Annotated in this window: 10 protein-coding genes and 5 tRNA genes; 10 read left to right on the top strand and 5 right to left on the bottom strand. The window is 67.1% G+C overall.

Translation table 11 applies throughout. The features are described from left to right. Positions 1–37: 37 nt before the first annotated feature. The 4 genes from ppk1 to FOF45_RS00565 all read right to left on the bottom strand — a co-directional run bounded on the left by ppk1 (position 38) and on the right by FOF45_RS00565 (position 6,050). Entirely contained in the window at positions 38–2,137 is a 2,100-nt protein-coding gene (gene ppk1, locus FOF45_RS00580) for a polyphosphate kinase 1 (RefSeq protein WP_158982096.1), read from the bottom strand. Beyond that, complete coding sequence (gene phoR, locus FOF45_RS00575) at positions 2,134–3,465, bottom strand: phosphate regulon sensor histidine kinase PhoR (RefSeq protein WP_158982095.1); 1,332 nt, start codon at positions 3,463–3,465, stop codon at positions 2,134–2,136. Before phoR ends, ppk1 begins: the two co-directional genes overlap by 4 nt. 118 nt (positions 3,466–3,583) lie before the next feature. Continuing rightward, positions 3,584–4,291 (bottom strand): phosphate regulon transcriptional regulator PhoB, encoded by a 708-nt coding sequence (gene phoB, locus FOF45_RS00570; protein WP_158982094.1) that lies wholly within the window; start codon positions 4,289–4,291, stop codon positions 3,584–3,586. Positions 4,292–4,397: 106 nt separating this feature from the next. After that, positions 4,398–6,050, bottom strand: coding sequence for a M48 family metalloprotease (locus FOF45_RS00565; protein WP_233264013.1), 1,653 nt, complete (start codon positions 6,048–6,050; stop codon positions 4,398–4,400). Positions 6,051–6,321: 271 nt separating this feature from the next. Here FOF45_RS00565 and grxC point away from each other — a divergent pair, with 271 nt between their 5' ends. The 4 genes from grxC (at position 6,322) to FOF45_RS00545 (ending at position 9,744) form a co-directional block, all read left to right on the top strand. Further along, positions 6,322–6,573, top strand: a complete 252-nt coding sequence (gene grxC, locus FOF45_RS00560; RefSeq protein WP_425481945.1) for a glutaredoxin 3 — start codon at positions 6,322–6,324, stop codon at positions 6,571–6,573. A gap of 92 nt (positions 6,574–6,665) precedes the next feature. Further along, positions 6,666–7,055, top strand: coding sequence for a carboxymuconolactone decarboxylase family protein (locus FOF45_RS00555; protein WP_158982092.1), 390 nt, complete (start codon positions 6,666–6,668; stop codon positions 7,053–7,055). A 180-nt stretch (positions 7,056–7,235) separates the two neighbouring features. Continuing rightward, positions 7,236–8,243 (top strand): isocitrate dehydrogenase, encoded by a 1,008-nt coding sequence (locus FOF45_RS00550; RefSeq protein ID WP_158982091.1) that lies wholly within the window; start codon positions 7,236–7,238, stop codon positions 8,241–8,243. Between the two features lie 175 nt (positions 8,244–8,418). Continuing rightward, positions 8,419–9,744: a Na+/H+ antiporter NhaC family protein gene (locus FOF45_RS00545; protein WP_158982090.1), complete on the top strand. Its 1,326-nt coding sequence runs from the start codon at positions 8,419–8,421 to the stop codon at positions 9,742–9,744. A gap of 66 nt (positions 9,745–9,810) precedes the next feature. Here the strand turns inward: FOF45_RS00545 and FOF45_RS00540 are convergent, their stop codons facing one another. Continuing rightward, positions 9,811–10,569, bottom strand: a complete 759-nt coding sequence (locus FOF45_RS00540) for a Bax inhibitor-1/YccA family protein (RefSeq protein ID WP_158982089.1) — start codon at positions 10,567–10,569, stop codon at positions 9,811–9,813. Positions 10,570–10,714: 145 nt separating this feature from the next. Between FOF45_RS00540 and FOF45_RS00535 the strand changes: the two genes are divergently transcribed. The 6 genes from FOF45_RS00535 (at position 10,715) to tig (ending at position 12,873) form a co-directional block, all read left to right on the top strand. Next, positions 10,715–10,791: transfer RNA gene (locus FOF45_RS00535), tRNA-Pro, on the top strand. A gap of 63 nt (positions 10,792–10,854) precedes the next feature. After that, positions 10,855–10,931, top strand: a tRNA-Arg gene (locus FOF45_RS00530). Between the two features lie 28 nt (positions 10,932–10,959). Continuing rightward, positions 10,960–11,036 (top strand) — tRNA-His (locus tag FOF45_RS00525). A gap of 52 nt (positions 11,037–11,088) precedes the next feature. Beyond that, positions 11,089–11,164 (top strand) — tRNA-Lys (locus tag FOF45_RS00520). Between the two features lie 91 nt (positions 11,165–11,255). After that, positions 11,256–11,340 (top strand) — tRNA-Leu (locus tag FOF45_RS00515). A 237-nt stretch (positions 11,341–11,577) separates the two neighbouring features. Then, complete coding sequence (gene tig / locus FOF45_RS00510) at positions 11,578–12,873, top strand: trigger factor (RefSeq protein WP_158982088.1); 1,296 nt, start codon at positions 11,578–11,580, stop codon at positions 12,871–12,873. The last annotated feature ends 123 nt before the right edge of the window (positions 12,874–12,996 follow it).

The raw sequence follows: 12,996 nt of genomic DNA, 5'->3' as shown, positions 1-12,996 counted from the left end.
GTGCCGCCGTCCATCCTTGACGGTACGGCCGTGATGGTCATCCGCAGATCTTCGCCAGCAGCGACGCCTGTGCCGAATGCGGCGGGACGCCTTCCGGCACCGTGACCCGTTCGTAGTCGCCGTCGGGCAGCAGGGTCCACGCGTTGCAGTTGTCGGCCAGGTAATTGGCGAGCGCTTCTTCGTGGACGCGCGCGGCCAGTTCCGGCGCGAGGATCGGGAAGCCCGTCTCGACCCGGCGCAGGAGGTTGCGTTCCAGCCAATCGGCGCTCGAACAGAACAGGTCGGGCGAGCCGTCGTTGGCGAACCAGTAGATGCGGTGGTGTTCGAGGAAGCGGCCGACGATGGAGCGCACGCGGATGTTCTCCGAGATGCCGGGCAGGCCCGGGCGCAGCGTGCATGCGCCGCGCACGATGAGGTCGATCTGCACGCCCGCCTGCGAGGCCTGGTAGAGCGCGCGCACGACCTGCGGTTCGTTCAGTGCGTTCATCTTGGCGACGATGCGCGCCGGCTTGCCGGCCCGCGCGTGCTTGGTTTCGCGATCGATGCGCTTGAGCACGCCCGCATGCAGGGTGAAGGGCGATTGCAGCAGGCGCTTGAGCTTGGTCGATGGCGCCAGGCCGGAGAGCTGCTGGAAGATCAGATGGACGTCGTTGCCGATGTCCGGATCGGCGGTGAACAGCCCGAAGTCGGTGTAAACGCGCGCAGTGCCGCTGTGATAGTTGCCGGTGCCCAGGTGCACGTAGCGGCGCAGCTTGCGGCCTTCGCGACGCACGATCAGCATCATCTTCGCGTGCGTCTTGTAGCCGACCACGCCGTACACGACCTGCACGCCGGCGTCCTGCAGCCGGTCGGCGAGGCCGAGGTTGGCTTCCTCGTCGAAGCGCGCACGCAGTTCCACCACCACCGTGACGTCCTTGCCGTTGCGCGCGGCCTGCACGAGGCTCTCCACGATCGGCGAGTCCTTGCCGGTGCGGTACAGCGTCTGCTTGATCGCCAGCACGTTCGGGTCTTCGGCGGCCTGCTTGAGCAGCTCCAGCACCGGCGTGAACGCATCGAAAGGATGGTGGAGCAGCACGTCGCCTTCGGCGATCTTCTCGAACATGCCTTCCACGCCCGACAACTGGTGCGGCTGGAACGGCGGGAACTTCAGGTCCGGACGTTGCACCAGGTCGTAGACCTGGATCACGCGGTTGAGGTTGACCGGACCGTTGATGCGGTAGACCGCGTTCTCGGTGAGGTCGAAGTTCTCCAGCAGCGTGCGCACGATGTCGTCCGGGCACTGCTCGGCGATCTCCAGACGCACCGCGCGCAGGTAGCCGCGGCCGACCAGTTCATCGCGCAGGGCGAGGGCGAGGTTCTCGACTTCGTCCTCATCGACGATGAGTTCGGAATTGCGGGTCACGCGGAACTGGTACGCGCCCTTGACCTGCATGCCCGGGAAAAGCTCGTCGACGAACGCCGACAGCACCGCCGAGAGGAACACGAAGTCGTGCTCGCCACCGGAGACGCCCCCGGGGATCTGGATGATGCGTGGCAGCGAACGCGGCGCGCGTACGATGGCCAGGTGGCCCTCGCGGCCGAACGCGTCCTTGCCCTTGAGCACCACGACGATGTTCAGCGACTTGTTGAGGATCTTCGGGAACGGATGCGCCGGGTCGAGCCCGAGCGGCGACAGCACCGGCATGATCTCGTCGCGGAAGTACTCGCGCAGCCACTGCGTCTGCTGCTCGCTCCAGCCGTCGCGGTGCATCACACGCACGCCTGCCTCGGCCAGCGCGGGACGCAGCACGTGGTTCCAGCATTCGTACTGGCTCTGCACCAGCAGCGCCGCGCGGTCGTGGATGCGCGCCAGCACCGTCGCCGGCGACAGTCCGTCGGGCCCCGGCGGCACGCCAAGATCCTGCGCGTGGCGCAGCGTGCCGGCGCGGATCTCGAAGAACTCGTCGAGGTTCGTGCACGAGATGCACAGGTAGCGCAGGCGTTCCAGCAGCGGCACCTGCGGGTCCTGCGCCTGCGCGAGCACGCGGAAGTTGAAGTCGAGCTGCGACAGCTCGCGGTTGAAGTAGAGGTTCGCGTCGCGCAGCGGATCGGTGTCGAGGGTGGTGTCTACTACGGCATTCGCGGACAGGGCGTTCATGGCAGAGCCTCGAAGGACAGCGCGAAATCCTCGCGCGGGCGCACGCGTTCGGCGCCGAAATGACAGGAGAACGTGCTGCCGCGACCGACCTCGCTGGTGATCTCCAGCCGCGCCTGGTGCAGGTTGAGCACGTGCTTGACGATGGACAGGCCCAGGCCGGTCCCGCCGCTCTCGCGCGAACGGCTGGTCGAGACCCGGTAGAAACGTTCGGTGATGCGCGGCAGGTGCGCGGCCGGGATGCCGTAGCCGCTGTCGACCACTTCCAGCACCACGCCCTTGCCCTCGGGGCGGAAGCGGATGCGGATGATGCCGCCGGCCGGCGTGTAGCGCACGGCGTTGCTCACGAGGTTGGAGAACGCGCTGTGCAGTTCCTTGTTGGAACCCCACAGGTCGACGCCCGCGGCATCCTCGACCACTACCTCATGGCGGCCTTGGCTGAGCGCCACCGCTTCGCGGCGCAACGTCGCCATCATCGGCGCCATCGCCACGGTTTCCTCGCCCGGCAGACTTTCCTGCGATTCCAGGCGCGACAGCATCAGCAGGTCTTCCACGAGCTGGGTCATGCGCTGCGACTGGCGCTGCATTTCGGCCAGCATCGGCGCCCAGTCGGGATGCTCGTTCGGATCGAGCATGTCGAGGTAGCCGTGCACCACCGTCAGCGGCGTGCGCAGTTCGTGCGAGACGTTGGCGACGAAGTCGCGACGCATCTGCTCCAGTTGCAGCAGGCGGCTGACGTCGCGCGCGACCAGCATCCACAGGTCGTCGGAATAGGGGATCAGGCGCAGGCTGAGCGTCGCGGCGGGATTCCACGGCGAAGCCACTTCCAGCGTCTCGGCATTGCGCCCCGATGCAAGCCAGTGCGACAGCTGCAGTGGCTGCAGGCGCTGCGCCAGCGGCGCGCCGATGTCGCGCGGATAGCGAAGCTGCAGCAGACCGATCGCCGATTCGTTGAACCACTGGATGCGCTGGCTGTTGCGCTCGACCACGACGATGGCGTCGGGCATCGCGGCGGCGGCGGCGCGGTAGGCGCGCAGCATCTCGATCAGGCGCTTCTTGCGCGCGCGCATTTCCTGCTGGCTGCGGTGGAGCAGGCGGTCGAGTTCGTTCCAGATGCCTTCGCCCAGCGGCGGCTGCAGGCGCTGACGAGCAGTCAGGCGCAGCAGCACGCTGCGCAGCCGCCAGTAATGCCAGGCCACCACGCCCAGCGCGGCCAGCGTGACCACCGGCCAAGGCTGGTCGATCAGCAGGCCGACGACCGCGGCGACCGCCAGGATGAGGGCGAGTTGGCCGAGCGTGCGGAACCAGGCGGAGCGGGCGCGGGGCGGCATCAGGTGGCCGTGTTCGGGAGGTCGAAGGGAAAGGTTCGTGGCATGTCGGCGGGTTTTTCCGATGTTAGACGCACCGACATGTCCATACGAACCTGCGTTCCCGAATCGACGATCCCGTTCACGCTTCCACGGAGGCCGAGAAGCGGTAGCCGGCGCCGCGCACCGTCTGCACCATGCCGTCCAGCTGGTGGGGTTCCAGGGTCTTGCGCAGGCGGCGGATGTGCACGTCCACCGTGCGTTCCTCGACGTAGACGCTGCCGCCCCATACGTGGTCGAGCAACTGCGTGCGCGTGTAGACGCGCTCGGGGTGGGTCATGAAGAAATGCAGCAGGCGGTATTCGGTCGGGCCGATCTGCACCGCCTGGTCGCCTTCGCCGGCGTGGGCGAACACGCGATGCGCAGCGCCGTCGATGCGCAGAGGACCGACCGCGACGCTGCCGTCCTCGTCGTCCTCGCGCGAGCGGCGCAGCACGGCGCGGATGCGGGCCAGCAGTTCGCGTGCCGAGAACGGCTTGACCACGTAGTCGTCGACGCCGGCTTCCAGGCCGCCGACGCGATCGTTCTCCTCGCCGCGCGCGGTGAGCATGATGATCGGCACTTCGCGGGTGAGCTGGTCCTTGCGCCAGCGTCGGGCGAGGTCCAGGCCGCTGGTGCCGGGCAGCATCCAGTCGAGCAGGATCAGGTCGGGCACGCGGTCGGCGATGGCGGCCTGCGCCTCGCGGGCGTCGCCGGCGTGGACGGGTTCGTACTCGCCCTTGCGCAGGGCAAAGGACACCATGTCACGGATGGCGGGTTCGTCTTCTACGATCAGGATGCGCTTCTGCACGCGGTCACCGGGGGATTCGTACTTGAGGGGCCTTTCGAAGCCGCGTCAGTACACTACCGTTTTATGACGGGCGCATGACACCGTCATCCCGGCCCTCGAGAGGGCGTTACTGGCGACGCAGATCGTCGTCGCGGATGCCCTGGCGCTTGAGCTCCAACACCATCGGCGTGATCGCCGCGATCCGGGCCTCGATGCGGGCGCGGGCGTAGTAGTCCAGGTCCTGGCGGCGCTTGAGGGTGTTCAGCTGGACCAGCGCCTGTTCCGCGCGCCCGTTCAGGTAAGCCGCCTCGGCATACGCCTCGCCCGCGCGGACGGTGTCGCCGGCCATCTCGCAGGCCCGTGCGAACACGCGCTGGAACACCGCATCGCTGCCCGAGCTGCCCAGCAGCGGACGCAGGATCGCCTGCGCGCGCTTGCCGGCCTCGACCGAATCGCGATGCGACAGGACGTCGGCGTAGGTCAGGACCACGGCACGGTTGTTCGGTGTCTGGCGCAGCATGCCCTCGAAGCGCGCGTCGGCGGAGGCGCTCTTGCCGCTGAGCGCTTCGGCCTCGGCCAGGGCGAGAGTCAGCCACTGGTCGCCGGGATGGCGTGCCAGCAGCGGGGCGAGGTCGGTCGCGGCGGCCGCGGGCTGATTGGCGCGCAGCTTGGCAAACGCCAGTCCGTAGCGCTGGGCGTCGCTGCGACGGGATTCGTTGCCCATGCGCTCGTATTCGCGAATGGCTTCGCTTGGCGTGTTGGCGCTGAGCACGCGCAGGCGTTCGCGCGCGTAGTCGAAGCGACCGGTTCCGCCGGCACCACTGGCCGCTTCGCCGAGGTTCGCCGACAGGTTGGGCGGCAGCAATGGATTGACCGTGCCGTCGTTGGGCAACTGCGGGCGTGGTGCACTTTCCTGTGCGCACTGCGCAGGACCGTCCGGATCGCGCACGCACACCTCGGACGTGCCGCGCTCGCGGCGGATGCGCGCGGCGCGGTCCTTCGCCTCGGTGATGCGGGTGATGGTGACCGGGTGGGTCATCAGCCAGTCCGGCGATTCGCCCCAGTAGTTCGCGCCATTGCTGCGCGAACGTGCCTGCATGATCGTGAAGAAGTCGGCCATCGCCTCCGGGTCGTAGTCGCTGCGCGCCAGGGTCTGGATGCCCAGCCGGTCCGCCTCGGATTCGTTGGAACGGGTGTAGTTGATCTGGCGCTGCTGCATCAGGCCCATCGCGCCGGCCATCGCCGCCTGCGCCGCGTCGTCGGACGAATTGCTGTTGGACGCCTGCGCCGCGACGATCGCGCCGAGCATCGCCAGCAGGATCGGCAGCTGGTCGCGCTGCGCGCGTTCGGCGCCGCGCAGCACGTGCTGCTGGGTGACGTGGGCGATTTCGTGCGAGAGCACGCCGGCCACTTCGTCCTCGCGATCGGCGGCGAGGATCAGGCCGGAGTTCACGCCGATGTAGCCGCCGAGCGTCGCGAACGCATTGATCTGGCGCTCGCGCAGCATGAAGAAGGTGAAGGGCTGGCGCGGCTTGTCGCTGTTGGCCGCCAGCCGCGTGCCGAGCGTGTCGAGCCAGCTGTCGATCAGCGGGTCTTCGAGCAGGTAGTCGTAGTGGCGCAGCTGCGCCAGCATCATCGCGCCGTATTCCTGCTGCTGCCGCGGCGTGAGCAGCTCGCCCGCGGACGAGCCGATGTCGGGCAGGTTCGCTTCCTGCGCCGGCGCGCACACGCTGGCGATGGCAAGGGTCAACGCGGCGGTGAGCAGGGCGATGCGACGCAAGTGACAGGTCCCTCTAGGTGCCGACTGGTGCTGATTGGAAGCGGCGTCTCCGCAGGATGCGGTCGCGCCGCTGGGCCGGGATGAATCGGCCGTTAACCCTCCCGCTCGCGATGCTGCGCGCATCCACGTTACGGCAGTGTTCCGCGCGCGGGGTGGAAATGACTCCGGGCCGGGCCCATATTCGACCACAGCCGCATCCACGAGTTCATGCAGGAGAACCATCTTGAGCACGACCCAAGCGACCGGGCAGGGCACGTCCCCGGCGCCCGAGATCCTCATCTATACCACCGCCGTCTGTCCGTATTGCCTTGCCGCCAAGAACTTCCTGCGCAGCAAGGGCCAGACGTGGAAGGAGATCCGGATCGACCTGGACCCGGGCGAGCGCGAAAAGATGGTCGCCCTCGCGCGCCGCACCAGCGTCCCGCAGATCTTCATCGACGGCACTCATGTCGGCGGCTACGACGACATGATCGCGCTGCATCGCGCCGGCGGGCTGGAACCGCTGCTCGCGCCCGCGAACTAGGCGCCACGCGGCGGGCTGCGCGACACTGGCGCCCCGCGAACGTCCGGCCTCGATCGACGGCCGGACACGACTTCTTCTCCCACAGGCTTCCGATGAGCAACGACACCAACGACCGCGTCGCCGAATTCACCGCCTTCCGCAAGCGCATGAACGAGCGCATCCTCGCCGAGCCCAACCAGGTCGTGCGCCGTTTCTTCGCGCTGGATACGCAGACCTACCAGGCCGGCGCGCTCGACGTGAAGACCAAGGAGCTGCTGGGCCTGGTCGCCTCGATGGTCCTGCGCTGCGACGACTGCATCAGCTACCACGTCGCCCAGTGCAAGGAAGCGGGCGTCAATCGCGACGAGATGTTCGAGGCGTTCTCGGTCGGCCTGGTGGTCGGCGGTTCGATCGTGATCCCGCACCTGCGCCGCGCCGTGGACTTCCTCGACAAGCTGGAGCAGGGCGAGGCCGAGGCCCCCGCCGGCCACGACCACGGCTGAATCGCTCCGGCGACCCGCCCGCAGAGGCCTTCCGGCCCCGCAAAGCCCGCTACGGCGGGCTTGCGACCAAAGTCCGGTGGTCCCACGCCTGCAGGGGCGGGCCGCTTCCGGCATAATTCTCCAGCTAACCATCCGGCGCCGTACCGCAGCGCGCCCTCAGCTGGAAGAAGAAGATCCCCTATGACGCAGACGATTACGGTCATCCGTGGCGACGGCATCGGCCCGGAAATCATGGACGCCACCCTGCACGTGCTCGACTCGATGAACCTCGGGTTGCAGTACGAATACGCCGATGCCGGCCTGGTCGCGCTTGAGAAGCACGGTGAACTGCTGCCGCAGGCCACCCTGGACTCGATCCGCAAGAACCGCATTGCGCTGAAGTCGCCGCTGACCACGCCGGTCGGCGAAGGCTTCTCCTCGATCAACGTCGAGTTGCGCAAGCGCTTCGACCTGTACGCCAACGTGCGTCCGGCCAAGTCGTTCCCGAACACCAAGTCGCGCTTCGCCGACGGCGTGGACCTGATCACGGTCCGCGAGAACACCGAAGGCGCGTACATCGGTGAAGGCCAGTCGCTGTCGGAAGATGGCGAAACCGCCCTGTTGACGCAGAAGGTGACCCGTCGCGGTTCCGAGCGCATCGTGCGCTACGCCTTCGAGCTGGCGCGCAAGACCGGCCGCAAGAAGGTCACGGTCGTGCACAAGGCCAACATCCTCAAGTCCACCTCGGGCCTGTTCCTCAAGACCGCGCGCGCGGTCGCGGCCGAGTACCCGGACATCGAGTGCAACGAGATGATCGTGGACAACACCTGCATGCAGCTGGTGATGCGTCCGGAGCAGTTCGACATCATCGTCACCACCAACCTGTTCGGCGACATCATCTCCGACCTGTGCGCTGGCCTCGTCGGCGGTCTGGGCCTGGCGCCGGGTGCCAACATCGGCGTCGACGCGGCGATCTTCGAAGCCGTGCACGGCACCGCGCCGGACATCGCCGGCCAGGGCAAGGCCAATCCGTGCGCGTTGCTGCTGGGCGCGGCGCAGATGCTCGACCACCTGGGCGAGTGCGAGAAGGCCGAGCGCCTGCGCGCGGCGATCGTCGCCACGCTCGAGGCCAAGGATTCGCTGACCCCGGATCTGGGCGGTACCGGCAACACCATGTCGTTCGCGCGAGCGATCGCCAGCCGCATCTGATCCATCCCGCATGGATCGACCGACGGGGCGCCCACGGGCGCCCCGTTGCGTTTGCGGGCTGGCATCGCGCTGAGACTGGGCCCGTGCATGCTCGCCCTGTGTTCCGCCCGTGGACTCGACACGCGGCGGGGCGGCCGTCAGAATTCGCCCGCTTTTATTTCATTCGGATGAAGAGATGAATCAACCGGTCCGCCCGAGCGCCGTCGCGCTGGCGCCGCTGCTCGTGTTCCTGGCGCTGTTCTTCGGAGCGGGCCTGTACTTCACGACCCACGGCGAGGCGATGGGCTTCTACCAGCTGCGTGCGCCGGTGGCGATCCTGCCGGCGCTGGCGCTGGCGGCGTTCATCGCATGGCGGCGCGGGCTCAAGCCGCTGGAGACGCTGCTGTCGGGCATGGGCGACCACAACGTGGTGCTGATGTGCCTGATCTTCCTGCTGGCCGGTGGTTTCGTGGAGGTATCCAAGGCCATCGGCGCAGTCGACGCGATCGTCGCGCTCGGCATCGGCCATGTGCATCCGGCGCTGCTGTTGCCGGGCCTGTTCGTCGTCGCCGGTTTCATCTCGCTGTCGCTGGGCACGTCGATGGGCACGATCGCCGCGGTCGCGCCGATCGCGCTGGGCGTGTCGGATGCGTCGGGACTGGATCGCGCGCTGGTGCTCGGCGCGGTGATCGGCGGCGCGACCTTCGGCGACAACCTGTCGGTGATCTCCGATACCGCCATCGTCGCCAGCCGCACGCAGGGCTGCACCATGCGCGAGAAATTCCGCGAGAACCTCAAGCTGGCGCTGCCTGCCGCGCTGCTGACGGTCGTGCTGCTGGGCTTCCTCGGCGAAACCGCGCCGGTGCAGAACCTCGATCCGGTGTCGCCGTGGCTGATCGTGCCGTACGTGATCGTGCTCGGCCTGGCGATGGCCGGCGTGGACGTGATCATCGTGCTCAGCCTGGGGCTGGTGATCGCCGGCCTGTTCGGCGCGTTCTTCGCCGACGAATTCGGCGTCGCCGCGTACGCCACGCACATCTGGGAAGGCTTCGAGAGCATGGTCGAGATCACCCTGCTGTCGCTGCTGGTCGGCGGCCTCGGTGCGCTGATGAAGGCGACGGGTGGATTGGCGTGGCTGGCGACGGTGATCGGCCGCTTCGCGCGCGGGCACCGCAGTCGGCGCGCGGGCGAGGTCAGCATCGCCACGCTGTCGGCGGCGACCGATGTGTTCACCGCCAACAACACGGTCGCGATCCTGATCAGCGGCGGACTCGCGCGCGACATCGCCCAGCAACACGGCGTACCGCCGGCACGCGCGGCGAGCGTGCTCGACATCTTCGCCTGCGTCACCCAGGGCGTGCTGCCATACGGCGCGCAGATCCTGCTGGCGGCGTCGCTCGGCGCGGTGTCGCCACTGGCGCTGGCCGGCAGCGTGCACTACAGCTGGCTGCTGGGCGCGATCACCATCGCGGCGATGCTGTGGCCGTCGCGCAAGACGGCGACGCATCCCGCGGCATCCTGAAATCCGTGCAAAAAAGAAGGGCGCGGATCGCTCCGCGCCCTTCGCGTTCTTGCCGACGACAGATCGTCAGTTGCGCGACTGCAGCTTCGACAGCAGGCGCAGGAACTCGATGTACAGCCACACCAGCGTGACCATCAGGCCGAAGGCGCCGTACCACTCCATGTACTTCGGCGCGTTCTGCTCGACGCCGCTCTCGATGAAGTCGAAGTCCAGCACCAGGTTGAGCGCGGCGATCACCACCACGAACAGGCTGAAGCCGATACCGATCAGGCCGGACTCATGGATGTACGGCATGCGGATGCCGAACAGCCCCAGTCCCATCGTCACCAGGTAGAGCAGGGCGATGCCGCCGGTGGCGGCCACCACGCCAAGCTTGAAGTTCTCGGTCGCCTTGATCAGGCCGGAGCGGTACGCGAACAGCAGCGCGAACAGCGTGCCGAAGGTCAGCATCACCGCCTGCAGCACGATGCCTTCGAAGCGATGGTTGTAGATGGCCGAGATCGCGCCGAGGAAGAAGCCTTCCACCAGCGCATACATCGGCGCGGTCACGGGCGACCATTCCTTCTTGAAGATGGTGACCATCGCCAGCACGAGGCCGCCGATCGCACCGCCCAGCAGGTAAGGCCCTGCGCCGACCGCACCTTCGGCGGTGAAGCTGATCTGGCTCCAGGCGAAGGCGGCGGTGATGACGCTCAGCAACAGCAGCAGGCCGGTCTTGTTGACCGTGCCCGAAAGCGTCATCGCGTCGCTGTCGCGGCGCACGACGGTGCCGCTGGCGAGATCGAGAAAGGTGGATTCCTTGAGTGCCGGATTGCCGCTGCGCATGCGTTCTCCCCTGGTCCATGCGTTGGTTTGTGAACGGGACGAGGATACACGGCGTCCCTTCGCAAGGCCTCGTTGACAGGCGTCGCCGCTGCCACCAAACTAGTCGGCCTTTCGCGGCGTTGGCGCGCAACGGAAGTCCCGGCTTCGGGGTATAGCTCAGCCTGGTAGAGCGCCAGCTTTGGGAGCTGGATGTCGTGGGTTCGAATCCCTCTGCCCCGACCATCCGGATCGCTGCAGCAGGTTGAACCACGGTGCGGCAGCGGCGTCAGTTAAGATGCAAGGCTGGCGCCCGTAGCTCAACCGGATAGAGCACCGGCCTTCTAAGCCGGTGGTTGTGGGTTCGAGTCCCGCCGGGCGCGCCAAGTTTGCGTTGTGTTTTTGCGTTTTATGGTGGCTGTAGCTCAGTTGGTTAGAGTACTGGATTGTGATTCCAGATGTCGGGGGTTCGAGTCCCCTCAGCCACCCCAGATTGTTGGCGAAACGCGTTTTTGTTGTTATAGTTTCGCTTCTAGTTGTTCCGGGCCGTTAGCTCAGTTGGTAGAGCAGTTGACTCTTAATCAATAGGTCCAAGGTTCGAATCCTTGACGGCCCACCAATCCGGAAAGCACCTGTGCGAAAGCCAGGTGCTTTTTTCTTTTGCGCGCTCGCCGGCCTAGAATGCCGCCGCGATGCGTTTCCATCGCGATGCGAAAGTGGCGGAATTGGTAGACGCCCTGGATTTAGGTTCCAGTGCCGCAAGGCGTGCGGGTTCGAGTCCCGCCTTTCGCACCACTCGCGGGGCGGCGGCCAGGTCGGGGTCGCCTCGAATGTGCGGCGCGGGCGGGCTACGCCCCACATTCCCGCCCTAGGCCCCGCGCCCATCCTTTGGGCCTTTCCCACGCTGGCGGATGGCTGCGTAATCGGCGAAACTACTGCGTTCCGCTGGTCGGCGAGCAGGTCTCGGGCCGCGGTCGGACAGGATCATCAACATCGTGCCGTGGCCGGGGTGCTGCGGTGGCAGGAGTGGATATGCAAGTTTCGGTCGAATCGCTCGGCAACCTCGAACGTCGCATGACTTTCAGCCTCCCGGCGGATCGTCTTGAAGCCCAGGTCGATGGCCGTCTTCGCGAGATCTCGCGCGGCGCGAAGATCAAGGGTTTCCGTCCCGGCAAAGTGCCGGCCAAGGTGATCGAGCAGCGCTTCGGCGCGCAGGTCCGCGCCGAGGTCCTCGACGGCCTGCTGCGCGAAGGCTTCAGCAATGCGGTGCGCCAGGAATCGCTGCAGATCGCCGGTAATCCGCAGATCGTGCCGGCCACCGGCGAAGAGCTGGCGTACGTCGCCACCTTCGAGGTCGTGCCGGACTTCGGCGACATCGACGTCGCCAAGCTCAATGTCGTTCGCCACACCGCCGAAGTCGCCGATGCCGACATCGACGCGATGATCGAGAACCTGCGCCTGCAGCGCCGCGGCTGGAACGTGGTCGAGCGCGAAGCCGCCACGGGCGATGCCGTCGAAATCGAGACCTGGTCGCAGGTTGGCGACGACCGCCTGCCGGCCGAGGGCGTGGAGCGCGGCACCACCATCCTGGGTTCGGCCGCCATGTTCCCGGCGATCGAAGCGGCCCTGGTCGGCATGAAGGCCGGCGAGGAGAAGGTCGCGAACATCGATTTCCCGGCCGACTGGCGTATCCCGCAGTTCGCGGGCCGCACGGTTGCCGTGAGCCTGAAGGCCGTCAAGGTGTCCGAGCCGGTCCTGCCGGAAGTGGACGCGGCCTTCATCAAGAGCTTCGGTGTGCGCAGTGGCGATGCCGAGCAGTTCCGCGCCGACATCCGCTCGAACCTGGAGCGCGAACTGAAGGGCGCGCTGATGACCCGTCTGCGTCGCGAAGTGGGCGAGCAGCTGATCGCTGCCTACACGCACGTCGAGATGCCGCCGAAGCTGGTCGAGAACGAAGCCCGCGGCATGGCGATGCAGGCCATCGATGTCGCGCGTCGCCAGGGTCGCGCCGTCGGCGAGATTCCGTCCGATGCGCACATGCCCTTCATGGACGCCGCGCGCAAGCGCGTGCTGGTCGGTCTGCTGGTGGGCGAGATCGCCCGTCGCAACGAACTGCGCCTGGATCCCAAGCGCGTGACCGAGACGATGAACCTGATCGCCTCGACCTACGAAGAGCCGCAGCAGGTCATCGACCTCTACCGCAACGATGCCCAGCTGATGTCCGGCCTGCAGTCGCGCGTGATGGAAGAGCAGGTGATCGACTGGATCGCCGAGCGCGCCCAGCACACCGAGCAGTCGCTCTCGTTCAACGAAGCGATCCGCCAGTAAGCAGTACCGGACCGGGTCGCGCGCGATGCGCGATCCGGTCACGATTGAATGGACGCGCCCCTTGCGCTTCGGTCCGGTTGGCCCCAAGTTGACCGGACCTCGCTTCCCGTAAGCGCCTTCCTC

The sequence above is a fragment of the Lysobacter panacisoli genome, assembly GCF_009765165.1.
Lineage (GTDB): Bacteria > Pseudomonadota > Gammaproteobacteria > Xanthomonadales > Xanthomonadaceae > Lysobacter_J > Lysobacter_J panacisoli.
The sequence above is the reverse complement of the archived record's forward strand: the minus strand, read 5'-3'. Positions and strand labels throughout refer to the sequence as shown.

Excerpts from the sequence above, each read along its gene's own strand:
- FOF45_RS00545 (WP_158982090.1), top strand. The coding sequence starts at position 8,419 with ATGAATCAACCGGTCCGCCCGAGCGCCGTCGCGCTGGCGCCGCTGCTC.
- FOF45_RS00555 (WP_158982092.1), top strand. The coding sequence starts at position 6,666 with ATGAGCAACGACACCAACGACCGCGTCGCCGAATTCACCGCCTTCCGC.
- FOF45_RS00550 (WP_158982091.1), top strand. The coding sequence starts at position 7,236 with ATGACGCAGACGATTACGGTCATCCGTGGCGACGGCATCGGCCCGGAA.
- tig (WP_158982088.1), top strand. The coding sequence starts at position 11,578 with ATGCAAGTTTCGGTCGAATCGCTCGGCAACCTCGAACGTCGCATGACT.
- phoR (WP_158982095.1), bottom strand. The coding sequence starts at position 3,465 with ATGCCGCCCCGCGCCCGCTCCGCCTGGTTCCGCACGCTCGGCCAACTC.
- ppk1 (WP_158982096.1), bottom strand. The coding sequence starts at position 2,137 with ATGAACGCCCTGTCCGCGAATGCCGTAGTAGACACCACCCTCGACACC.
- FOF45_RS00540 (WP_158982089.1), bottom strand. The coding sequence starts at position 10,569 with ATGCGCAGCGGCAATCCGGCACTCAAGGAATCCACCTTTCTCGATCTC.